22 protein-coding genes are annotated in these 22,278 nt (G+C 61.1%); 10 read left to right on the top strand and 12 right to left on the bottom strand.

Features of this window, described 5'->3' with window-relative positions; genetic code table 11:
- Positions 1–11 precede the first annotated feature (11 nt).
- Positions 12–713: a YggS family pyridoxal phosphate-dependent enzyme gene (locus IEV88_RS12465; protein ID WP_229731473.1), complete on the bottom strand. Its 702-nt coding sequence runs from the start codon at positions 711–713 to the stop codon at positions 12–14.
- 120 nt (positions 714–833) lie between these two features.
- Between IEV88_RS12465 and IEV88_RS12460 the strand changes: the two genes are divergently transcribed.
- Positions 834–1,373, top strand: coding sequence for a thiamine phosphate synthase (locus tag IEV88_RS12460; protein WP_188158131.1), 540 nt, complete (start codon positions 834–836; stop codon positions 1,371–1,373).
- Between the two features lie 98 nt (positions 1,374–1,471).
- Here the strand turns inward: IEV88_RS12460 and IEV88_RS12455 are convergent, their stop codons facing one another.
- Positions 1,472–2,704 (bottom strand): porin, encoded by a 1,233-nt coding sequence (locus IEV88_RS12455; protein ID WP_188158132.1) that lies wholly within the window; start codon positions 2,702–2,704, stop codon positions 1,472–1,474.
- A gap of 272 nt (positions 2,705–2,976) precedes the next feature.
- On the opposite strand from IEV88_RS12455, the gene IEV88_RS12450 reads away from it, so the two are divergent.
- From IEV88_RS12450 to holA, 4 genes are all read left to right on the top strand, one after another.
- Positions 2,977–3,429 (top strand): DUF3576 domain-containing protein, encoded by a 453-nt coding sequence (locus IEV88_RS12450; RefSeq protein ID WP_188158133.1) that lies wholly within the window; start codon positions 2,977–2,979, stop codon positions 3,427–3,429.
- A gap of 98 nt (positions 3,430–3,527) precedes the next feature.
- The gene (leuS, locus tag IEV88_RS12445) at positions 3,528–6,125 is read left to right on the top strand and encodes a leucine--tRNA ligase (protein ID WP_188158134.1); all 2,598 of its coding nucleotides are present in this window, start codon (positions 3,528–3,530) and stop codon (positions 6,123–6,125) included.
- A gap of 11 nt (positions 6,126–6,136) precedes the next feature.
- Entirely contained in the window at positions 6,137–6,649 is a 513-nt protein-coding gene (lptE, locus tag IEV88_RS12440; protein ID WP_188158135.1) for an LPS assembly lipoprotein LptE, read from the top strand.
- Between the two features lie 9 nt (positions 6,650–6,658).
- Entirely contained in the window at positions 6,659–7,726 is a 1,068-nt protein-coding gene (holA, locus tag IEV88_RS12435; RefSeq protein WP_188158136.1) for a DNA polymerase III subunit delta, read from the top strand.
- Between the two features lie 18 nt (positions 7,727–7,744).
- On the opposite strand, the gene IEV88_RS12430 is transcribed toward holA, so the two are convergent.
- The 6 genes from IEV88_RS12430 to IEV88_RS12405 form a co-directional block, all read right to left on the bottom strand.
- Positions 7,745–8,635 carry a ParB/RepB/Spo0J family partition protein gene (locus IEV88_RS12430; RefSeq protein ID WP_206711175.1) on the bottom strand — a complete coding sequence of 297 codons (891 nt, stop codon included), beginning with the start codon at positions 8,633–8,635 and terminating at the stop codon, positions 7,745–7,747.
- 19 nt (positions 8,636–8,654) lie between these two features.
- Positions 8,655–9,512, bottom strand: coding sequence for a ParA family protein (locus tag IEV88_RS12425; RefSeq protein ID WP_188158138.1), 858 nt, complete (start codon positions 9,510–9,512; stop codon positions 8,655–8,657).
- Complete coding sequence (gene rsmG, locus IEV88_RS12420) at positions 9,463–10,101, bottom strand: 16S rRNA (guanine(527)-N(7))-methyltransferase RsmG (protein ID WP_188158139.1); 639 nt, start codon at positions 10,099–10,101, stop codon at positions 9,463–9,465. Before rsmG ends, IEV88_RS12425 begins: the two co-directional genes overlap by 50 nt.
- Complete coding sequence (mnmG, locus tag IEV88_RS12415) at positions 10,094–11,974, bottom strand: tRNA uridine-5-carboxymethylaminomethyl(34) synthesis enzyme MnmG (RefSeq protein ID WP_188158140.1); 1,881 nt, start codon at positions 11,972–11,974, stop codon at positions 10,094–10,096. The genes rsmG and mnmG overlap by 8 nt, the downstream gene beginning before the upstream one ends.
- Positions 11,975–12,061: 87 nt before the next feature.
- Positions 12,062–13,399, bottom strand: coding sequence for a tRNA uridine-5-carboxymethylaminomethyl(34) synthesis GTPase MnmE (gene mnmE, locus IEV88_RS12410; protein WP_188158141.1), 1,338 nt, complete (start codon positions 13,397–13,399; stop codon positions 12,062–12,064).
- Positions 13,389–13,643, bottom strand: a complete 255-nt coding sequence (locus tag IEV88_RS12405) for a DUF6489 family protein (protein WP_188158142.1) — start codon at positions 13,641–13,643, stop codon at positions 13,389–13,391. Before IEV88_RS12405 ends, mnmE begins: the two co-directional genes overlap by 11 nt.
- A 111-nt stretch (positions 13,644–13,754) precedes the next feature.
- On the opposite strand from IEV88_RS12405, the gene IEV88_RS12400 reads away from it, so the two are divergent.
- Positions 13,755–14,690, top strand: a complete 936-nt coding sequence (locus IEV88_RS12400) for a glycerophosphodiester phosphodiesterase family protein (protein ID WP_188158143.1) — start codon at positions 13,755–13,757, stop codon at positions 14,688–14,690.
- A 5-nt stretch (positions 14,691–14,695) separates the two neighbouring features.
- On the opposite strand, the gene rho is transcribed toward IEV88_RS12400, so the two are convergent.
- The 3 genes from rho to hemE form a co-directional block, all read right to left on the bottom strand.
- The gene (gene rho / locus IEV88_RS12395) at positions 14,696–15,967 is read right to left on the bottom strand and encodes a transcription termination factor Rho (RefSeq protein ID WP_188158144.1); all 1,272 of its coding nucleotides are present in this window, start codon (positions 15,965–15,967) and stop codon (positions 14,696–14,698) included.
- Positions 15,968–16,102: 135 nt separating this feature from the next.
- Positions 16,103–16,546, bottom strand: a complete 444-nt coding sequence (locus IEV88_RS12390) for a CopD family protein (RefSeq protein WP_188158145.1) — start codon at positions 16,544–16,546, stop codon at positions 16,103–16,105.
- 29 nt (positions 16,547–16,575) lie between these two features.
- The gene (gene hemE / locus IEV88_RS12385; protein ID WP_188158146.1) at positions 16,576–17,595 is read right to left on the bottom strand and encodes a uroporphyrinogen decarboxylase; all 1,020 of its coding nucleotides are present in this window, start codon (positions 17,593–17,595) and stop codon (positions 16,576–16,578) included.
- A gap of 387 nt (positions 17,596–17,982) precedes the next feature.
- On the opposite strand from hemE, the gene IEV88_RS12380 reads away from it, so the two are divergent.
- Genes IEV88_RS12380 through dnaQ form a run of 4 tightly spaced genes read left to right on the top strand, consistent with a single transcriptional unit; the run spans position 17,983 to position 21,660 of the window.
- Positions 17,983–18,837, top strand: a complete 855-nt coding sequence (locus tag IEV88_RS12380) for a pyruvate, water dikinase regulatory protein (RefSeq protein ID WP_188158147.1) — start codon at positions 17,983–17,985, stop codon at positions 18,835–18,837.
- A gap of 25 nt (positions 18,838–18,862) precedes the next feature.
- Positions 18,863–19,459, top strand: a complete 597-nt coding sequence (locus tag IEV88_RS12375; protein WP_188158148.1) for a Maf family protein — start codon at positions 18,863–18,865, stop codon at positions 19,457–19,459.
- Positions 19,459–20,901 (top strand): shikimate dehydrogenase, encoded by a 1,443-nt coding sequence (locus IEV88_RS12370; protein ID WP_188158149.1) that lies wholly within the window; start codon positions 19,459–19,461, stop codon positions 20,899–20,901. The genes IEV88_RS12375 and IEV88_RS12370 overlap by 1 nt, the downstream gene beginning before the upstream one ends.
- 60 nt (positions 20,902–20,961) lie before the next feature.
- Positions 20,962–21,660 carry a DNA polymerase III subunit epsilon gene (dnaQ, locus tag IEV88_RS12365; RefSeq protein WP_188158150.1) on the top strand — a complete coding sequence of 233 codons (699 nt, stop codon included), beginning with the start codon at positions 20,962–20,964 and terminating at the stop codon, positions 21,658–21,660.
- 27 nt (positions 21,661–21,687) lie between these two features.
- On the opposite strand, the gene secB is transcribed toward dnaQ, so the two are convergent.
- Positions 21,688–22,248, bottom strand: coding sequence for a protein-export chaperone SecB (gene secB, locus IEV88_RS12360; RefSeq protein WP_188158151.1), 561 nt, complete (start codon positions 22,246–22,248; stop codon positions 21,688–21,690).
- Positions 22,249–22,278: the final 30 nt, after the last annotated feature.

The following is a 22,278-nucleotide window of genomic DNA, read 5'->3' as shown; positions in this document are numbered from 1 at the left end:
TACTCCAGGCGCTAGCCTTTCGGGCGCTCGCCGAAAATGCCCGAGCCGACCCGCACATGGGTGGCGCCGAGATTGATTGCCATCTCGTAGTCGCCACTCATTCCCATACTGATGACTGGCAGGCCGGCATCGGCGGCGATCTTTGCCAGCAGGGCGAAATGCGGCGCGGCATAGTCGTCGACCGGCGGGATGCACATTACCCCGCGCACCGGCAATTGATACTCCCCGCGACACTGGTCGATGAAGGAGAGGGCATCGCGCGGGGAGATGCCGGCCTTCTGGTCTTCCTCGCCTGTGTTGACCTGCACCAGCAGGTCGGGGCGCCGGTCGAGCTTGTCCATGGATTTGGCCAGGGCGCGGGCAAGCTTTTCCCGGTCGAGCGTCTCGATCACGTCGAACAGCGCGACCGCGTCATCGGCCTTGTTGGTTTGCAGCGGGCCGATCAGCCGCAACTCGATATCGGGCCAGGCTTCTTTCATGGCCGGCCACTTGCCTTGCGCCTCCTGCACCCGGTTTTCGCCGAAGCTGCGGTGGCCGGCGGCGATGACCGGCTTGATATGGTCTATTGCGAATTTTTTCGTGACCGCCGTCAGCGTGATGTCGCCGCCCTTGCGGCCCGCCGCCTCCGCCGCCCTGTCGATCCGGGCGCGCACCGCGGCTAGGTTCTCGACAACATCTTTGGCGGTCAGATCGTTTTCAGGCATAAGGTCCATATGGGTCACAATGTCAGCATAAACAGCAAGGCCATGATGATGGCACGGCACGCCGCAAGGCTTAGGGCGGGGGCGGCGTCATCGTCAAGGCATGGCCAAAGCAGGAGGGCACCATTTGATATGGCGCTTTTCACGGACGAGAGGGCGGGAAACCCGGTGCGCATCGTGATGAGATTACCGCGCATGACTGGTATCCGCATGGCCGTCATTTTCCGCCATTACGACACGCCGGGCCGCGGCGTGCTGGGCCAGAGGCTGGCAAATACCTGCCGCATGAGGGGCTTGTCTTTTCTGGTTGCCGGTGACCCCTCGCTGGCGATGCGGCTGAGGGCGGATGGTGTTCACCTGCCACAATGGCAGACATACAGGATCCGTGGGCTGAAGAATGACCATCCTGGCTGGATCGTCTCTGCGGCCTGCCACGATGCGCCATCACTGGCGAGGGCCGCCGCCGCCGATTGCGCCTTCCTGTCGCCGGTCTTCGTCACGGCGAGCCATGAAGGCACCCTGCCCCTCGGCCCGCTGCGGGCCCACGCGATGGCCGCAGCGGCGCGCCTGCCGGTTCTGGCGCTTGGCGGCATCAATCAGCACACGGCGGGCAAAATAAAGCCCGGCCTTTTCGCCGGGTTCGGAGCAATTGACGGCTTTGAGGCGGATTAGAGCGTTTCCCGGTAAAGTGGGAACCGGTTCACCGTCAGCAACCGCGACAAACGAGGAGGATGGATCGTGTCAGCGTTTCGATAGAACGCTGAGATGATCTAGAACTTGAAGCCGCTTTCGAACACGACAGCGGCAGCGTTTTCCTCGCCCCCCAGCTGGGCCGGCTTGTCGGATTCGACGAATTGCGCGGCGGCACCGAGGGTCACGCCCTGGTCGAAGACGTAAGACACGCCGGCCTGTGCCGACTGGGTCTGGCGGTAGAAGGCCGGGGAGATCGGGCTTGCTGCATCGCGCTCGGCGTCAGAGGCGCCATAGCCGACCATGAAGCCCCACGGGCCGGTCTCATAGGTCAGGCCGGCATCGAAAGCGAGATAGCCGTCTTCGTCTTCCTGCTTGAAGGCCGCATTGGTATTCTTGACCGAGCCGCCGAGGGTGAAGCCGCGATAGCCGAGATTGACGCCGAGCGAATACGCTTCGTAATCATCGAATGCGCTGCTCAGCGTGTTGTCGACATCTTCCTGCGCCTGAACATAGGACGCGCCAACCCCGACCCGCAGGTCGCGCTTTTCGCCGACTCCGCGCTCGTAATAAACGGCGGTTTCCATCACGTCTTTCCACGAGGAATTGGCCCCGAGGCGCGTTTCCGGATCGATCAGCGGCGAATAACCATTATAGGGCGCACACAGATCATCCTTGCAGTCGACCATGCGCGGCGTATAGGAAACGCCGAGCTGCAGGCCGCCAAGGACACCGCCGAGGAAATTCGCCGGCGGCATATAGGTCATCTTGGTCGCATAACCGGAGAAATCATTGATCGTGTGGACGTCATTCATGCCAGTCAGATCGGTCTTCCAGTCATTGACGCCTATGGCAGAGAAAATCGTCGGCGAAGTCACCGCCAGCTGGCTGGCAATACCATTGTCACGACCAACAGAGACCGTGCCGAGGCCGCCGCGAGCATAGACATTGGCGCCCTGCAGCCAGGCATCGCCTGACAACGGCCCGACCCCACGCGCGCCACCGGCGGTCAGGCTGGAATAGCGGCCACCGGCCCAGTACTGACGGGGAATCTCGCCATCGAGACGGGCTTCGAGCTCGCCGCCGATCTCAAGACCATTATCGAGCAGGCGCGAGGCATTCAGACGGACCCGCGCATTGGTATCGGATTTCAGGTCACCATCGACGACGCCGGTGACATTGGTGACGTCACCGGAGAGGTTGACATCGCCATCCTGGGCAGCAGCAGGAGCGGCAAGCGCACACAGGCTAAGCGCGGCGGCGGAAACGCCTGCTGCGAGCCATTTGCTGATATACCGATTGATCCCCGTCATGCCGTAATCCTGGACCAGTTCCCCTAAAGCGAATACTAACCGCGATAATGTAATTTTAAACACTCTGCGCCACTTAAAATTCCGCAACAATTTCAGTTATGTTAGCTTGTAACGGTCTTTTCGGTGGCGTGTGTCAGAATATTCCCTATAAAGGGCGAGATCGCCTTATGGTCAACATAATTACACCAGAACTATTTGATGTATTTTCTGTCTGTGATAGGAAAGCCACGACTGGTTAATTTCAAGAATTTCCCGAAGGGAGACAGGGCAGAATGAAGCCTGAAACCATCCGTATCGCCAAGATTCTTGGCATCGCCTTTAGCGCTGCCATTCTGGCGGCCTGCGCCAGCAACGGCAATAGCAGCGACGACCGGAATTCGCCGATCTCGATCAGCGGCAAGGGCTCGTCCGCCACCGGCGTGAACAAATATCTCTGGGCTGCCTCGCTCGAGACTCTGGATTTCATGCCGATCTTCACCGCCGACCCGATTGGCGGCCTGATCATCACCGACTGGTACGCCCCGGCCCAGAACGAGCGCCTGAAAGCGAACATCTACATTCTCGACACCGCCCTGCGCGCCGATGCGCTGCGGGTTTCGGTGTTCAAGCAGAGCCGCACAGCCGATGGCTGGGTCGACACACCGGTCAATCCGGCAACCGCCCGCGAGATCGAGAACGCGATCCTGACCCGCGCGCGTCAGCTGCGGCTGAACTCGATCAGCTAAATAGTCCCACGATCTGCTTTGCGGAAAAGAAAACGCCTGTTCAAAGCAGGCGTTTTTTGTATGTCTAGGCGAGATATCCAGCAGGAAATTGAACAAAGATGGCCCGGAAGACTCCGTACAACCCGAAAGAGACAGAACCCAGATGGCGCAAGGCCTGGGACGAGGCCGACGCCTTCAAGGCGGTCGCCAGTGGCGATAAGCCGAAATATTTCGTCCTCGAAATGTTCCCCTATCCATCGGGGCGTATCCATATCGGCCATGTCCGCAATTACGCGATGGGCGATGTCATTGCGCGTTACAAGAAGGCGCAGGGGTTCAATGTCCTGCACCCGATGGGCTGGGACGCCTTCGGCATGCCGGCGGAAAACGCGGCGATGCAGTCGGGCGGCCATCCGCGCGACTGGACCTATGGCAATATCGCGATCATGCGCGAGCAGCTCAAGCAGATGGGCCTCGCCATCGACTGGAGCCGCGAATTCGCGACCTGCGACCCGGACTATTATGTCCACGAGCAGCGCATGTTCCTGGAGTTCTGGAAGAAGGGCTTCATCGAGCGCAAGGAGAGCATGGTCAACTGGGATCCGGTCGACCAGACCGTGCTGGCCAATGAACAGGTGATCGACGGCAAGGGCTGGCGCTCCGGTGCAGCCGTAGAACGCCGCCGCCTGTCGCAATGGTTCTTCCGCATCACCGACCGCGCCGACGACCTGCTGGCGGCGCTCGAAGACGGCCGTCTCGAAGGCTGGCCTGACAATGTCAAGACGATGCAGAAGAACTGGATCGGCAAGTCCAAGGGCCTGAAGATGCGCTTCCATGCCGTTCAGGGTGCGCCGAGGGGCTTTGAGACGATCGAAATCTACACGACCCGGCCGGACACGCTGTTCGGCGCCAGCTTTGTCGGTGTCTCGCCGGATCACCCGCTCGCCGCCGAGTTTGCGCAGCACGATCCGAAGCTGCAGGCGTTCATCACCGAATGCCAGGGCGCCGGCACGTCCGAGGAAGCGATCGAGAAGGCCGAGAAGCGCGGCTATCGCCTGCCGATGTTGGTCAGGCATCCCTTCGTCGAGGGCAAATCCCTGCCCGTCTATGTCGCCAATTTCATCCTGATGCAGTATGGCACCGGTGCGATCTTTGCCTGCCCGGCCCATGACCAGCGCGACCTCGATTTCGCCCGCAAATATGATCTCGACGTCATCCCGGTCGTCTGTCCGCCGGATGCCGACCCGAAGACCTTCGATATCGAGGACGAGGCCTATATCGGCCCGGGTACGATCTTCAATTCTGATTTCCTCAATGGTCTCCCAGTGGAAGATGCGCTGCCGAAAGCCATCGCCAGGATCGAGGAGATCGGCGACGGCCAGGGCACGACAAATTATCGCCTGCGCGACTGGGGCATTTCCCGCCAGCGCTATTGGGGCTGCCCCATCCCGGTCATACACTGCGAAAAGTGCGGGGTCGTTCCGGTGCCGGAACAGGACTTGCCGGTAAAACTGCCGGATGAGGCGGACTTCTCCAAACCGGGCAATCCACTCGACCGCAACCCGGATTTCGTCAATGTCGCCTGTCCCGAATGCGGCGCCGATGCCCGCAGGGAGACCGACACTTTCGACACCTTTGTCGACTCGTCCTGGTATTTCGCCCGCTTTGCCGCCCCGGCCCCTGCCGCACCGACCGACCCTGACGAGGCCAGTTACTGGCTGCCGGTCGATCAATATATTGGCGGCATCGAGCACGCCATCCTGCATCTGCTTTATGCGCGCTACTATACCCGCAACATGATGGAATGCGGCCATGTGAGTGTTGCCGAGCCGTTCCAGAACCTGTTCACCCAGGGCATGGTCGTGCATGAGACCTATCTCGACGCCGACGAAACGAAAAAGCTGAAGGACCGCTGGCTGTTCCCCGAACAGGTCGAAAGGAAGGGCGGCAAGGTCATCAATATCGAGACCGGCAAAGAGGTCATCGTCGGCTCGATCGAGAAAATGTCAAAATCGAAGAAGAACGTCGTCTCGCCGGAAGAGATCGCCCAGACCTATGGCGCCGACGCGGCACGCTGGTTCATGCTGTCGGACTCGCCGCCCGAGCGCGATGTTGAATGGTCCGAAGCCGGTGTCGAGGGTGCCTGGCGCCTGGTCAACCGGATCTGGGACCTGTGCGAGCCACACAAGGGCATCTTCGCCCGCGCCGGAGCGGAGATACCGGCCGGTATGGACCCGGACTTGCGCCGGCTGACCCATGCGACGATTGATGGCGTGACCGAAGACATTGAGCATTTCCGCTTCAACAAGGCGATTGCGCGGCTTTATGAATTTATCAACGGCCTGAAAAAGGCCGGATCGAGCGTATCGGAAGAGGCGGTTTGCGAGGGTCTGTCCGCCCTGACCCGCCTGATCGCGCCCTTCATTCCGCATCTGGCGGAAGAGTGCTGGGCTCATCTCGGCGGCACGGGCCTGGTGTGCGATGCCCCATGGCCAAAGGCTGAAAAGGCCCTTCTCGTCGCCGAAACGATTATTATGCCGGTCCAGGTCAATGGCAAGCGGCGCACAGAGATCACCGTGCCCGCCGATGCCGACAAGGAAACGGTCGAAACGCTCGCCCTCGCGGATGACGCCGTCCAGCGTCATCTCGACGGTATGCAGATCGTTAAGTTGATTGTGGTTCCGGGACGGATCATTAATATTGTGGTCAAACCTTGAGGGGAAGTATCATGTCGAAGGTCGTATCCATGAAATCCATGCTGAAGGCGTCGGCGGCGCTCGCCCTCGCCGCCATGACGGCGGCCTGCGGGTTTTCCCCGCTCTATGCCGAGCGCGGTGCAGGGCTTCAGGCCTCGCTGTCCGGCATCGACATAACCCGGATCGAAAGCGAGACCGATGCCGGGTATCTCCTGCAATCGGAGCTGCAGCGCCGGTTCAGGACAGGCGCCGCTGCTAGCCATGGGCTCGATATCGAGCTCGACGAAAAAACCCTTTCCGAGGCGATCACCCGGCAGGCCACCACGGTACAGTTCACCATTCGCCTGATAGCCAATTACGAGTTGCGCGATGTCGACGGCACGGTCGTCCTGCGGGACAGCGCCCAGGCGGTCACGAGCTACGGTGCCGTGCCATCGCAATATGCAACCCTCGTCGCCCGCGAAGAGGCGATCCGGGTCGCCTCCCAGATGCTCGCAGACGATATCGAGATCGATCTGGTCCTGCACTTCAAGAACTTCAACTGATCGGGACGAATGACCGCCATCAAACCCCGCGATGTCGATGCGCTGCTGAAACGGCGTAACGGCACTTTCAAGGCCGTGCTGATCTATGGCAATGATGCGGGGTCGGTGCGGGAGCGGTCGGACATTCTCGCGCGCCAGGTCGTCAGCGACCTGAAGGATCCGTTCAATTTCATCGAATTGTCCGACAGTGACCTGAAGGAGGAACCGGGCCGTCTGGTCGACGAAGCGGCCGCGCTCTCCTTCATGGGCGGTGAACGCGTCGTGCGGGTGCGCGGCGCCGGCGCGCCGGTCGATTCAGCGGGCAAGCTGCTCGTCGCAGCGCTCGACAATGGGTCGCTCAATCCCAATGCCCTGACGATCATCGAGGCGGGCGGCCTGAAAAAGACCGCGCCGTTGCGCAAGCTGTTCGAGAAATCGAAGCATACCGCGGCGATTGCCTGTTACGAGGATTCCGATCTCGACCTCAAGGCCATGATCGAGCAGATGCTCAGGGACGAAGACCTGCTCATCACCGACGATGCGCTGATGATGCTGACAACGACGCTCGGGACCGATCGCGGGATCAGCCGGGCGGAGATGGAAAAGCTGATCCTCTATGCCGGGCCGAAATCGCTGCGTGGTGCTGACGAAGAGCCCTATCAGATCAAGCCGGAAGACGTGGCCGAATGCCTCGCCGACTTCACCCAGGACATGGCGGCCGATATTGCCGGCATCGTCGCACAGGGCCGCCTTGCCGACCTGTCCGCGGCGCTGTATCGCGCCGCTGAGGCCGGCACCGGCGCCATGACCACGCTGATTTTCCTGCAACGCCACTTCTCCCGGCTCTATGCGGCGCAGTCGATGATCGCGAGTGGGGACCCAGCCTCGGCGGCGATGAAAAAGCTGAAGCCGCCCGTCTTCTTCAACGAGGAGCGGGCCTTCCAGGCACAGCTGAAGAAGTGGCCGCTGCCGCGACTGGAGGGTGCCCTGTCAAACCTTCTGCAGGCGGAACATGATGCCAAGACCACCGGTGCGCCGGTACAGGAAATCATCGAGCGCACAGCCCTGCGCCTGTCGGCCCTGGCAAGCCGGGCCTGATCGCTGCATCGCTGATCGTTACCTTGGCAGTTCCATGAGGCGGCGGCAGATTTCGTCGAGCTGATCGAGGTTGCCGTAGGAGACCGTCAGTGTGCCGCCCTTCTTGCCACGATGCTCGATGGAAATCTCCATGCCAAGCGCCTCGGCAATATCCCGCTCGAGCGCCCGCGTGTCGGCATTCTTCTCTGCCGGGGCACTTGCCTTGGGCTCTTTCCTGGCAATCCCGACCCCGCCCTCGCGCGCCGCGCGGACCAGTGCCTCGGTCTGGCGCACGGACAGGCCGCGCTCCAGCACCAGGCTCGCGACCTGTTCGGGATATTCCGCCGACAGGATCGCGCGGGCATGACCCATGGAGAGATGCCCCTCCCTGACCTGCGCCTTGACCTTTTTCGGCAGCCCGGTCAGCCGCATCATGTTGGCGATATGGCTGCGGCTCTTGCCGACAGCCTCGGCAATCTCGGCCTGGCCGCGTTCATGCTTCTCGGCGAGGCGCTGATAGGCTTCGGCCTCTTCCATCGGGTTGAGATCGACGCGCTGGACGTTCTCGATCAGCGCGATTTCCGCGGCCTGCTCGTCATCCAGCTCGCGGATGATGACCGGCACCTCGTGCAGCTGGGCTTTCTGGGCCGCGCGCCAGCGCCGCTCGCCTGCGACGATCAGGTACTCGTCCTTGTTCTTGCCGGTCGGGCGGACCAGAATGGGCTGCAGAAGCCCTTTCGTGCGGATCGACGCCGCCAACTCGGCGATGGCGTCATCAGCAAAGTGCTTCCGGGGCTGTTCCGGATCCGGAATGATGAATTCGATGGGCAATCTGGCGATATCGGTGGCCGATCGTGCCAGTGCCGCTTCCGCCTCATTGTCTTCGCCCAGCAACATGCCCAGCCCGCGGCCAAGACCTTTTTTTGCCATTCTTGTCTCCATCCGTCGGTCAGGCGGCGCGTTCGCGCTGGATCACTTCGCTCGCCAGCTTGATATAGGCCTGGCTGCCCGCGCATTTCAGGTCATAGAGCAGCGCCGGCTTGCCGTGGGACGGCGCCTCTGAAATGCGCACATTCCGCGGTATGGCCGTGCGGTAGACCTTGTCGCCCATATGCTCGCGCACATCGGCCTCGACCTGTTGCGACAGATTATTCCGGCCGTCATACATGGTCAGGATGATTCCCTGAAGCTCGAGACGCGGATTGATGCGCTGCTTCACCTTGTCGATCGTGCGCAGGATCTGGCTCAGCCCTTCCAGCGCGAAAAATTCGCATTGCAGCGGTATGACCACCGCATCGGCGGCCGCCATCGCGTTGATCGTGAGCAGGCTGAGCGAGGGCGGGCAGTCGATCATGATATAGGTGATGTCCGGCCGTGCTTTCGCGAAATCCCTGATCGCCTTGTCGAGGCAGTAGTGGCGGTTCTCGACCTCGATCAATTCGATCTCCGCGCCAGCCAGGTCCTGGCCCGCCGGCGCGATCGACAGGCGCGGCACGGCGGTCACGCATTCGGCGGATTCAAGCGATGCGCCATCGAGGAGCACGTCGTAGGTGGTCACCTTTCGCTCGGCCCGGCCAAGCCCGAGGCCGGTGGAGGCATTGCCCTGGGGGTCGAGGTCGATGATCAGCACATTCTCGCCGACCGCGGCAAGCGCCGTGCCGAGATTGATCGCCGTCGTCGTCTTGCCGACGCCACCCTTCTGGTTGGCAATGGCGAGGATTCTCGGCTTGTCGCGGCGGGAAGCGAGGGGGCTGGCGCTATCGGGCACGGGCAATGTTCCTGATTTCCAGAATTGTTGCCGCCTCATGGGTGCGGCTGGGATGACGCGTGACGTCCATCTTCCATTGGCCGGAGGCGGCGGTCAATTCCTCTTCCGCCTTTTCGCCCTTCATAAATATGCACATTGTCCGGACGGAGGAGATCGGCAGCGCATAGGCAAGCAGTTTCGACAGACCCGCCAGCGCCCTTGCCGTCACCACATCCGCCGGGCGCAGGTCGGGCCGGCTCTCGATCCGGTCGTTGATAATCGTGACGTTGCCAAGGTCGAGCTTGATCGCCACCTCGCGCAGGAATGCGCATTTCTTGGCGATGCTTTCGACGAGAAAATAATGCCGTTTCGGGTGATCGTCGATCAGCGCCAGGAAGAGCGCCGGAAACCCGCCGCCCGAACCGAGATCGACGATGCGCTTGGCCTCTTTCGGCAACAAGGGCAGAATTTGCGCAGAGTCGAGATAATGTCGGGTCCAGCGGTCCTCCACGGACGATTTGGCAACGAGGTTCAAGCGCGCCGCCCAGTCAAGGAACAGCGCGTCAAAAGCGGCAATCTTGTCGGATGTTTCACGTGAAACAGGAAAAGCCGCGACAAACTCCGTAAGCGAGTGCGGGGTCTCAACCATGTACGACCGCGGCCTTCCGGGACTTTTGCAGCCAGGCCAGCAACAGCGCGATGGATGCCGGGGTCACGCCCTCTATCCGGCTCGCCTGCCCGATAGTGCCCGGACGGGCCTCGCTCAGCTTGTTGCGAACCTCGTTGGAGAGGCCGGGAATGGCGCCATAGTCGATATCGGCCGGAACTTCCCGGTTCTCATCCTTGCGGAAGGCGGCAATATCCGCCTGCTGGCGATCAAGGTAATTGGCATACAACGCGTCAGTCTGAAGCTGTTCGAGCAGAACGGCATCGAAATCCGCCATTTCGGGCCAGACGGCGATCAACTGGTCGATCGTCACATGCGGATAGGTCATATACTCCAGAACCGTCCGCTTGCGCCCATCCTGATTGACCTTGATCCCGTGCTTCTGCGCCTCGTGAGGACTGAGTTGCGTCGTTGAGGCCCAATCACGCAACGTCGCCAGACGCTGTTGTTTCACGTGGAACATTTCCGCGCGGTCTTTCCCGACGCACCCGATCGCGATACCCAGCGGTGTCAGGCGCTCATCGGCGTTGTCGGCGCGCAACGTCAGGCGGTACTCGGCGCGGGATGTGAACATGCGATAGGGCTCGGTCACACCGCGGGTGATGAGGTCGTCAATCAAGACGCCGATATAGGCCTGCGACCGGTCGAGACTGAACGGATCTTCGCCCTGCGCCCGGCGCGCGGCGTTGATCCCGGCCATGAGCCCCTGGGCGCCGGCCTCTTCGTAACCGGTGGTGCCATTGATCTGGCCGGCCAGGAAAAGCCCGGGCATGATTTTAACCTGCAGCGCCGCGTCCAGTTCGCGGGGATCGACATAATCATATTCGATCGCATAGCCAAAACGGATGACGGTGACGCTCTCCAGCCCGGGGATAGTGCGCAGGAACTGGTCCTGGACATCTTCCGGCAGCGAAGTCGAAATGCCGTTCGGATAGACCCAATGGCTATCCAGCCCTTCGGGCTCGAGAAAGATCTGGTGCTGCCCCTTTTCAGCGAAGCGAACGACCTTGTCCTCGATCGACGGGCAATAGCGCGGTCCCCGCCCGGAAATGGCACCGCCATAGACGGCGGACTTGCCGATATTGTCCTGAATGATCTTGTGGGTCGCTGCAGTCGTATAGGTGATGCCGCACTCAATCTGCCGCACCGTGATTTCGGAATTCATGAAGGAGAACGGCACCGGTATCTCGTCTGCCGGCTGCATCTCCAGCCGGTCCCAGTCAATCGTGCGGCTATCGAGACGCGCCGGCGTCCCGGTTTTCAGACGCCCCATTTTCAGGCCAAGGGAATACAGCCTGTCGGACAGACCAATGGCCGGCTTCTCGCCGACCCGGCCCGCCGGGATGCGCTTGTCGCCAATATGGATCATGCCCTTGAGAAAAGTCCCGGTGGTCAGTACGACGGCGTCAGCCGCTATTGCCTGGCCCTCCGCCGTGACGATCCCGGTCACTTTGCCGTTCTCGACAATCAGATCCTCCACCTCCGCGGCGAGAATATTGAGATTGTCCGTCGCCTGCAGTTCGGCCTGCATGTGCATCTTGTAGAGCGCGCGGTCGGCCTGGGCGCGCGGGCCACGGACAGCCGGGCCTTTCGACCGGTTGAGCATGCGAAACTGGATGCCGGATCGATCAATTACGCGCCCCATCAGGCCGTCAAGGGCATCGATCTCGCGGACCAGATGCCCCTTGCCCAACCCCCCAATCGCCGGATTGCAGGACATCTCGCCAATGGTTTCGATCCTGTGCGTCGCCAGCAGCGTGCGCGCGCCGGCACGCGCCGCGGCAGCGGCGGCTTCGCAGCCGGCATGGCCACCGCCGATGACGATCACTTGATAGGGCGCAGTGCTGGAATTCATGGCGCTGACATAGTCAAAAAGCGTCGCGATTGCGAGGGAATAATTGGTAATCCGCTTCCCGACGACCCCAATGTTTCACGTGAAACACTATTTGCCGATGCAGAAAGCGGAAAAGATTTCGCCCAGAACCTCTTCAACATCGATCCTGCCGGTGATCTGGTCCAGATACCTGATCGCCATACGGACATCCTCGGCTGCGAGTTCCGGCATGGCGCCTGTCTGGGTCACGGCGCGGGACAGTGCCTCGATCGCCCCGCTGACGGCATGGACATGACGCAGCCGCGTCAGCCGCGGCTCATCCGCCTGCCCGGTCAGATCGCGAACGCGGCGGGTCAGCGCTTCGAGCAACAGGCCGGTGCCGGCCCCTGATTTCAGCGAGATGGAGAACAGCTGTCGCTCGCCGACTTCCGGCAGGCTGTCGAATAGGTCTGCCTTGTTCGCGACGAGGAAATCATCAGCGCTCATCTCAGCCGACAAGACGGCCAGGCCGCCAGTGTCGCGCCCGTCGAACAGACCGATCCGGAGATCGGCGCTCGCTGCGCGCGCGCGCGCGCGGCGGATGCCCTCCTGCTCGATCTGATCATCGGTCAGCTCGCGCAGCCCGGCCGTATCGACCACGCTGACCGGCACCCCGCCGAGATCGAGCCGGACCTCGATCGCGTCGCGGGTCGTGCCCGGCGTGTCCGACACAATCGCCGCCTCGGACCCGGCGAGCCAGTTCAACAGCGATGACTTGCCGGCATTGGGCGGTCCGAGCAGCACGATGCTGACCCCGTGGCGCAGGCGGCGGCCTTGCTCGGCTTCGCGTGCGAAGGTCTCGAGGGTCTCGATCAGGGCCGCAATCACCGGTGCCGAGCGCGCCTCGATCTGGTCGGGAATATCGTCCTCGTCGGGGAAGTCGATTGCCGCTTCAAGCGGCGCCAGGGCCGCGATAAGCTGCCCCCGCCAGCTCTCGGCCAGACCCGAAAGCCTCCCGCCCAGCTGACCCAATGCCTGTTTCTTCTGAAGGGTCGTTTCGGCATCGATAAGGTCCGCCAGCGCCTCGGCCTGGGCGAGATCGAGCTTGCCATTGGCGAAGGCGCGGCGCGTGAACTCGCCGGGCTCGGCCGGGCGGGCACCGATCGCCATCAGCACATCCGACAGGTCATCGATGACAGCCAGCGAGCCATGGACCTGCAGCTCCGCCATGTCCTCGCCGGTAAAACTTGCCGGGCCGTCGAAAGCAAAGACCAGGCCGGAATCGATCTCGCGGCCCTCGTGCGAATCCCGCAATCGGGCATAGACGACCTGGCGCGTCGGTATGGCCCGCCCTGACAGGGTTTCAGCAACCTCCCGCGCGCGCGGGCCCGACAGGCGAAACACGGCAACGCCGGCTCGTCCGGCTCCGGACGACAGCGCAAAAATCGTATCGGTGCTAATTGTCATGCTTTCCGGAGGTACCGCCAGACATCATCGCCGCGAACATCGCCTGCATGGTCTCGAAATTCTTGCCGCCCATGGTCATCATGTTCTCGAAATATTTGTGCGGGTCGGTGATGGTGTCGATATTATCTCTGGTCTTTTCCTCGAGGCTGTTCATGAACGTCTCATTGATGCTGGTCACATCGGGAAGTCCCATGAACTGGCGCGCCTCGACCGGGGTGCATTCGACATTGACGGTGAATTTCATCGCGTCTTCTCCTTACATGCTCTAAGGCAAACGATATGGCATGAGTTCAGGTCACTGTCACAATCAATCCGTATAAATCAGTCGCACCACAGTCACATCCGGAGAAATAGATTGTTTTCCTTCAGAAACGATGTAGCTGCAGCAGCACTTATCGGCCTCCTGATTACGGGATGCGCGGAAACGGACGCCCCTGCCCGTTCAGACTTTTCAGGCAGCACGCTCGTCCCGGGCACCGGTCTTAACGGCTTTTTCGACTGCCTTGAAGGCGAAGGCGTCACCCTTGTTGCCGCCCATCGCGGCGGCACCGTCGAGAATTCGATCGCTGGCATGGAAATGATCCTTGCCGAGGTGCCGGCGCTGATGGAGGTGGATGTCAATGTCTCTGCCGATGGCGTCCTCTTCCTGATGCATGACGACACGCTCGAGCGGACGACCACGGGAACCGGTGCGATCGCCGACCGGAACTGGCATTACATCAGTACGCTGACAGTGGAAGGACCGGACGGAACCCGGTATGACTCGCCCCCCACCCTCGCCAGCGCCCTCGCCTGGGCTGAGGGCAAGACCATTCTCGAGCTCGATATCAAGCGCGCGGTCGACTACGACGATGTCGTCGCAGCCGTCAAACAGGCAGGTGCAACCGACCGGATTATCTATATTGCCTATACCAGCGCCCAGGCCGAGAAACTGCATCGCCTCCATCCGCACGCAATGATTTCCGCGACACTCGATGATCCGGGCGATCTCGATCTGATCGACGTCCCGGCTGACCGCCTGCTCGGCTGGACCGGGTATACCGAGCCCGACACGAAAGTCTTCGATGAACTCAATGCTGCGGATGTCGAGGTTATCTTCGGAACGCTTGGTGGAAGAGATTCCATCGACAACCGTCTCGCGGCCACGGGCGCGTATGACTATTACGCCGATCTTGCCCGCGCCGGGGTCGACATCATCGCGACCGACCAGCCCATCGCAGCCTACAATGCCATGAAAAAAGCCGGGCTGAAAACTGCCAGCCCGGCTTGTGGTGTTATCGAAAGAGAATAGCCCTCTCAGGTATTCATCGAGTCGAAGAAATCGCCATTGGTCTTGGTCTGGCGCAGCTTGTCGAGCAGGAACTCGATCGAGTCGGTCGTGCCCATCGGCGACAGGATGCGGCGCAGGACGAAGACTTTCTGAAGCTCCGACTTGGACATGAGCAGGTCTTCCTTCCGTGTCCCCGACTTGCCGATATCGATGGCCGGGAAGGTCCGCTTGTCGGCAACCTTGCGGTCGAGCACGATCTCGGAGTTACCGGTACCCTTGAATTCCTCGAACACGACCTCGTCCATTTTCGATCCGGTATCGATCAGCGCGGTCGCGATGATGGTCAGCGAGCCGCCTTCCTCGATATTCCGCGCGGCACCGAAGAACCGCTTCGGCCGTTGCAGGGCGTTGGCATCGACACCGCCGGTCAGGACCTTGCCGGAGCTCGGCACGACGGTGTTGTAGGCGCGGCCAAGCCGGGTGATAGAATCGAGCAGGATGACAACATCGCGGCCATGTTCGACCAGGCGTTTGGCCTTCTCGATCACCATTTCCGATACCGCAACGTGGCGCGCGGCCGGCTCGTCGAAGGTCGAGGAGACGACCTCGCCCTTGACCGAGCGTTGCATATCAGTGACCTCCTCCGGGCGCTCGTCGATCAGCAGAACGATCAGATAGCATTCCGGGTGGTTGGTCGTGATCGCATGGGCTATGTTTTGCAGCAGCACGGTCTTGCCGGTCCGCGGCGGTGCGACGATCAGGCCGCGCTGGCCCTTGCCGAGCGGCGCGACAATGTCGATCACGCGCGAGGAAAGGTCCTTTCCCTCCTTGCCCTCAACTTCCATTTTCAGCCGCTGATCTGGATAAAGCGGTGTCAGATTGTCAAAATGGACCTTGTGGCGGACTTTTTCAGGATCCTCGAAATTGATCGTCGACACCTTGGTCAGCGCGAAATAGCGCTCGCCATCCTTCGGTGAGCGGATTTCGCCAATGACGGTGTCGCCCGTTTTCAACGCGAATTTACGGATCTGCGAGGGCGAGACATAGATGTCATCCGGGCCAGCCAGATAGTTTGCATCCGGCGAGCGGAGAAAACCGAAACCATCAGGCAGAATTTCCAGAACGCCGCCGGCTTCTATCTCGACGTCATGTTCAGCAAGCTGCTTCAGGGTGATGAACAAGAGCTCCTGCTTGCGCAGGGCAGAGGCGTTTTCGACGCCGACAGAGTCGGCAAATGTCAGGAGTTCGGTCGGCGATTTCGCTTTGAGTTCATCAAGCGTGATCTTGTCGGGCATCATGATAGAGAGAGACCTGTGGTGAGAAGGTGGGGCGTTGCGTGACGCGAGGTGGGACCAAAGATGGTGGGAAACGCAAAAACAGCAGGACGCTGAGTTGACAGAATAGCAAACTGTATGAGCGCCCGTCAATCGCGATCAGAACGGTTTCACGAGCACCATGATGGCAATGATGATGAGGAACACGAATGGCACCTCGTTAAGAATGCGCCAGAACTTCTGCGTTCTCGGACGCTCGCCTGACGCAAATTTCTTGTATGACGCCGAATAGAAACCGTGCACGCCCGACATCGCGATAACGAACAGAAACTTGATGATAAACCAGGGCTCCGCGCCATAGGCCGGCATGGCACCGATCAGCAACAGGCCAAACACCCAGGTCGCGATCATCGACGGGGTCATGATTCCTTTCAGCAGGCGCCGTTCCATCTGGATGAAAAGGGTCTCCGCCTCACCGCCCTTTTCCGACTGGTGGTGGTAGATGAACAGCCGCGGCAGATACAACATCGCCGCCATCCACGCGACCACCGACAGGAGATGCAGAACCTTGATCCAGTTGTAGAAAGGCAGCAGAAAATCCATTTATTTCCCCTCCGGAACGATACCCGCCATTATTCGCGAATGATGGATACCAGCTCGGCGACATTCTCTGGTGGCGTATCCGGCACGAAACCATGCCCCAGATTGAAAATATAGGGCGACCCGGCAAAAGTGTCCCTCAGACGCCGTGCGGCATCGCGCATTCCATCGCCGCCGGCTGCGACGAGCAGCGGGTCGAGGCCCCCTTGCAGGGTCTTTGCCGAGAGATTGTCCCGCGCCCATTGCCAGTCGACTTCCGTCCCGAGGCTGAGGCCATCGAATACCGGCTCTGCGGCAAAGTCGAGATAGAGGCTACCGGCGCCTTTTGGAAATGCCAGCACCGGCACTCCCGGATGGCGCTTCTTCACTGCGCCAGCGATCCGGGCCGCTGGTGCGAGGCACCATTGCCGAACGAAATCCGCCGGCAGACCGCTCGCCCAGCTCTCGAAAAGCTGCAGCGCATCGGCACCGGCCGCGACCTGGCCGCAAAGATACTCGATGGTGACATCCTCCAGGGCGGAGATCAGCGCGGCAAAACGATCGGGCTGATCATAGGCAAACCGGCGCAGGGCTGCCGTGTCCTTCACCCCATGACCAGCGATCATGTAGGTCGCTACCGTCCATGGTGCCCCGGCAAAGCCTATCAGGGCCTTCTCCTTGGCCAGGCCAGCACGCACGAGACGGACGGTCTCATAAACCGGCGCGACAATATCCATGTTCCTCAAAAGGGATGGGTCGAATTCGCTGCTCCCGAGGGCAGGCGACAGTTTCGGCCCTTCGCCGCTTTCGAAGGCCAGGTCCTGCCCCAGAACCATCGGCATCAACAGGATATCGGCAAACAGGATCGCGGCATCGAGGTCATACCGCCTGATCGGTTGCAGCGTCACGTCTGCTGCCATCTCCGGGGAAAAGCACAGATCGAGAAACGATCCGGCCTTTTCCCGCACGGCCCTGTATTCGGGAAGATAGCGACCGGCCTGACGCATGAACCACACCGGATGCGGATGACACGCTTCGCCTCGAAGAGCCTTCAGAAAAATTGCCTCATGCACGGTATTAAGTCTTTCTTAAGGGTCTTGCCGCTAGCCTGAATGATCTCTGCTCGGGAGATATATCTAATCAGACTCATAAGCCTGTGGGCTTTGTTGATTATCAGTCCCCTCTCCGGATTCCAACCACAATCCACAACTTCCGCACAGTCCGCCCATATGCGTGGACATTGTGGAAATTCATCTTTCGTTAAGCATTACCAGTATGACAGGCCCTACCCGGGCTGTGAGAAAGATCTGGGGTAAAACACGCCGTGCCATTTACCCCGGTATGACTGGGGACAGACTTGTTCTGGTGAAACACGGGAATGATTCTTCCCTTTGTGGGCTCGGCGCTTTGGGCGTATGGTGGCGAGACTTGTATCGGGGAGAGATAGAGGTTTTATCCACATGGCAGAAGCAGCCGCCAGCCCGGCAGCGCCCGGCAAGATATATTTTCACGTTCATCTGGTCTCCGATTCGACCGGAGAGACACTTAGTACCATGCTCAAGGCAACGGCGGCACGCTTTGAGGGCGCCAGCCCGCTGGAGCATGTCTCGACGCTGGTGCGCACGCGCAAGCAGATGAACGAGGTGCTGGCCCGGATCGAGAGTTCGCCGGGGATTATTCTGTACACGATTGCCGACCCTGCCCTGCGTCGGCATCTCGAGGTGAAGTCCGCCGAGCTGCAATTGCCGGCCATACCGGTGCTGAACCCGCTGCTCAACGCTTTTGCCAGCTATCTTGGTCTCGAACAGACCATGCAAATCGCGGCCCAACATACTCTGGACGAGAACTACTTCCAGCGCATCGCCGCGCTCGACTATACCCTCGCCCATGATGACGGTCAGATGCTGTGGGATCTGGAATCCGCCGATGTCGTCCTCGTCGGGGTCAGTCGGACCTCCAAGACCCCGACCTGCATGTATCTCGCCAATCGCGGGGTCAAGGCAGCGAACGTGCCGCTGGTGCCGACCAATGATCATCCGCCGGAACTGGAAACCCTGAAAAAGCCGCTGGTTATCGGTCTGACCGCGAGCCCGGACCGCCTGGTGCAGATCCGGGAAAGCCGCCTGAAAAATCTCGATCAGCAGCAGGCGATGGAATATTCCGATGCGTCCGCCGTGCGCCAGGAAGTCACGCGGGCAAAGCGCCTGTTCCTGCGCAAGGGCTGGCCGGTGATCGACGTCACCCGCCGATCCGTCGAAGAAACCGCGGCTCAGATCATTTCGAAATTGTCGGCAAAACGAGCCGGCCACGATTAAAGCCAGACAGATCGGGACGGATATCATGAGCAGGATCATCCTCGCTTCCGGCAGCTGGATCAGGGCGCAGATGCTGCGCAATGCCGGCGTGCCGTTCGACATCGTGCCGAGCGAAGTCGACGAGGCTGCGATCAAGCGAAGATGTCTGGGCGATGGCGACGATTTGCGCGATATCGCCATGCGGCTCGCCGAAGCCAAGGCCCTTTCTGTGAGCCGCAACCATCCGGACGCCTATGTCATCGGCGCCGACCAGGTCCTCGGTCTCGATGGCCATCTCTATGACAAGCCCGTCGACATGGACGAGGCGCGCGCCAGGCTGAGGGAATTCTCGGGCCGCAAGCACACGCTTTACAGCGCGGCCTGCATTGCGCGGGGGCAAACCATACTCTGGCAGGTCATCGACTATCCGACATTGACCATGTGTACACTGAGCGATGATACCATCGACAGATATCTTGCCGAAGCGGGCGAGGAAATCCTGTCTTCGGTCGGGGCCTACCAGCTCGAGAGCATCGGCGCGCGCCTGTTCCATCAGGTCCATGGTAACTATTTCTCGATCCTGGGCTTGCCTTTGCTGCCGCTGCTCGCTTTCCTGCGCGAGCAGAAGCAGCTGGAGTATTGATGACACAGGCACGGTTCAGGGGTGGTATCGCAGGCTGGCCCGTCGGCCACTCCCTGTCGCCGGTAATCAATGCATGGTGGCGGCGCGAGCACGGCGTCACCGGGTCCTATGAACACCTGCCTTGCGAGGGCGGCGAGGAAGAGTTCCGCGGCCTGATCGCACGGCTGAAGCGCGATGACTTTACTGGTATCAATGTAACGATACCGCACAAGGAAAACGCCTATCGGGCGGCCGATACGGCAAGCGACAGGGCCAAGGCGCTTGGTGTTGCAAACACGCTCGTGTTCTCCGGCGGCGGGGTCCATGCCGACAATACCGACGAAGAGGGTTTCCATGCCGCGGTGATGGCGGCCGAGCCGGACCGCAAGACCCGGGCCCTGGTGCTGGGGGCAGGCGGCGCCGCGCCGGCTGTGTGCATGGCGCTTCACCGGGCCGGGTTCGAGACGATTGACGTCACCAACCGGACGCGCGAGCGGGCAGAGGCACTGGCGGCCCGGTTCGGCTTTCTGTCGACCGTTGTCGACTGGTCTGATTTTGTGCAGGATCTTTCCGCTTACGATCTGATCGTCAACACAACATCCCTCGGGATGCATGGTCAGCCGCCGTTGGCGATCGACCTTTCCGGGGTGCCCGATCACATGGTCGTCGCCGATATTATCTACACACCGATGGAAACGCCGTTGCTCGCCGCCGCGAAGGCGCGCGGCCTCAAGACGTTCAACGGCCTGGCCATGCTTGCCTATCAGGCCGTCCCGGGATTCGAGCACTGGACGGGCATCAGGCCGACCGTTACCCCTGAACTCATGGCTCACCTTGAAGACCGGTTGCTCGGCCGTATTGCGCCGGTCGCGATCGCGCTCACCGGGTCGATCGGCATGGGCAAGTCGACGGTCGCAGACATGTTCGCCCGCCTCGGGGCGCAGACCTGGAATGCCGATGAGGCGGTTCATCGTCTTTACGCGGAGGGTGGCGCGGCGGTCGAGGCGGTCTCGGAGCTTTTCCCCGATGTCATCAAGAATGGTGCCGTCTCGCGCGACAAATTGTCGGCACATCTTCTCGCCAACCCGGGCGATTTCCCGGCGCTCGAAGCGGTCGTTCATCCGCTGGTCGCGCAGGACAGGGCGCTGGCGTTCGAGCGGGCCCAGCGGGCAGGTGCCCTGGCCTGCGTCATGGATATCCCGCTGCTGTTCGAGAAGCATCTTGAGACCCCGTTTCAGGCAGTCGTCGTCGTCACTGCCGCCGAGGCGGTGCGCCGCCGCCGCGTGATGGATCGGCCCGGCATGACCGGGGAAAAGTTCAACGCCATCGTCGCGCGGCAGATGCCAGAATCCGAGAAGACCGCCCGCGCCGACTATGTCGTCCGCACCGACCTTTCCCTGCAGGAAACGGCCGCCGAGGTCAGCGATGTGTACCGGCTGATTCTGGAAAAGTACGCTTACTGAGGGCCTTCAGGCATGGCTGTATTTCTTGCCGCTGCCAACGAACAATGCTGATATCGTCCCATGCGGCAAATCATATTCGATACGGAAACGACGGGTTTCGACCCCGGTGAACACAGGGTGGTGGAGATCGGCGCGATCGAGCTGGTGCGCGGCGCGATCACGGGCAATTCCTTTCATGTCTACATAAACCCGGAACGTGACATGCCGCCCGATGCCGAGCGCGTCCACGGCCTGTCGGCGGCTTTCCTCAGGGATAAGCCGGTTTTTGGCCATGACAGCGTCGGCAAGGCATTCTGTGCGTTCATCGCCGATGCGGAGCTGATCGCGCATAACGCCGACTTCGACATGCGCTTCATCCAGTATGAATTGAAGAAATGCGGCCTGCCGGCACTGGCGAACAGCGTCATCGACACGCTGAAGCTCGCCCGGCGGAAATTCCCCGGCGCGCCGGCCTCTCTTGATGCGCTGTGTTCGCGCTTCGGTATCGACACGGCGGAGCGCGAGCGTCACGGCCACGGCGCACTGCTCGACTCCCGTCTTTTGGCTGAGGTCTATATCGAGCTGACCGGCGGCGCGCAGGCCGGGCTTGATTTCACCACGCTGCGCGACGGCGAGGAGGATGGTTCGATTGGCGGCAAGGCGCTGCAGCGGCCGGTCCCGCTCGACCGGTCACTGAGTGACGGGGAAAAAGCGGCCCATGCCGCCTTCATCGCGGAAATGGAAAGCCCGCTCTGGGCGAAACTGCTCAAAGCGGGCTGATCTTTTCCGTCAGAGTATCGACAAGACCTAGGCTTGGCCGGCCGGCGGCTCGCTGCCGTCGGAATTCTGGCCGGCCGCCTTCAGCTGGGAGGCGCGCTGCTCCAGCTGGGCGCGATACATGCCGGCAAAATCGAGCGGTTCCAGCATCAGCGGGGTAAAGCCGCCACCGCGCACGGACTCGGCGATCACCTGGCGGGCGAACGGGAACAGGAGGCGCGGGGCCTCGACCAGCAGGGCGGCGCCCATCGAGTGTTCAGGAATGTTCTGGATCAGAAACAGTCCTGCGTAGTTGGTCTCTACGACGTAGAGCAGGTCCTTGGTCTCGCGGTTCGACGCGCGGGCGCTGATCGACATTTCAACTTCATAGAAGTCCTTGCCCATGGGAAAATCGGCGCCCATGGGGCGGGCGCCGAGATTGACCTCGAGCTGGATTTCCGGCTTTTCCTGCGCCTGTTGCATGGAGATCGGCGCGTTCGGGTTCTCAAAGGAAAGGTCTTTGACATACTGGCTCGCCACGCGCATCACGGCGCCTTTCGGCTGGTCGCCAGTCTGGCCTTCGCCAAGACCGATATTGTTCGTTTCGGACATGATCTGATCCTTATCGGGATGATTGAATTC

It is taken from the genome of Aquisalinus flavus (assembly GCF_014640095.1).
GTDB lineage: Bacteria > Pseudomonadota > Alphaproteobacteria > Caulobacterales > Parvularculaceae > Aquisalinus > Aquisalinus flavus.
This window is presented reverse-complemented; position numbering and strand designations above follow the sequence as displayed.